The 518-nt window shown below is 65.6% G+C and carries 1 protein-coding gene; it reads right to left on the bottom strand.

Annotated elements, in window-relative coordinates:
• Nucleotides 1-518 (bottom strand): TonB-dependent receptor domain-containing protein (locus CDV44_RS26880; RefSeq protein ID WP_141118821.1); only part of this gene is annotated, 518 nt, incomplete at both ends.

The following is a 518-nucleotide window of genomic DNA, read 5'->3' as shown; positions in this document are numbered from 1 at the left end:
CCGAACACACGCCAGTGGTTCGTCAGACTGCCGGCCCAGCCGAGTTCGGCGCCGCGCACGCGTTGGCTACCCGCGTTGATCGTGCCGCCGAGGCCGTCCGAGACGCGTGCATTCGTCTTGTCCGTCTGGAACAGCGCGGCGGTAAGCGACAGGCGCTGATCGATCACGTCCCACTTCGCACCGATTTCGATGTTGCGGCTACGTTCCGGCGAGAGGTTCGTGTTGGTCGTCGTGAGCTGGTCGGTACCGCCCCCCAGACCGCTGTTCGCGCCCGGCGGATTGGCCGACGTGCCGTACGACGCATACAGGCTCAGCGACGGCAGCACCTTGTAGATCACGCCCAACTGGAAGCTGAACAGATTCGAGGTGTTCTTCAGGTCCGGCGCGCCGGCTTGCACGGCGTTCACGTCGAAACGGTCGAAGCGCGCGCCCGCGTTGATGAGCCAGCGATCCGAGAGCTTCACGCTGTCGAACAGGTAGGCCGATGCCACGTTGGTGCGCGTGTTGGTCGCGGCCCC

Source organism: Pandoraea sp. PE-S2R-1, from assembly GCF_002179865.1.
GTDB lineage: Bacteria > Pseudomonadota > Gammaproteobacteria > Burkholderiales > Burkholderiaceae > Pandoraea.
Note: the sequence above shows the minus strand (reverse complement) of the source record. Positions and strands in the feature narration are given on the sequence as shown.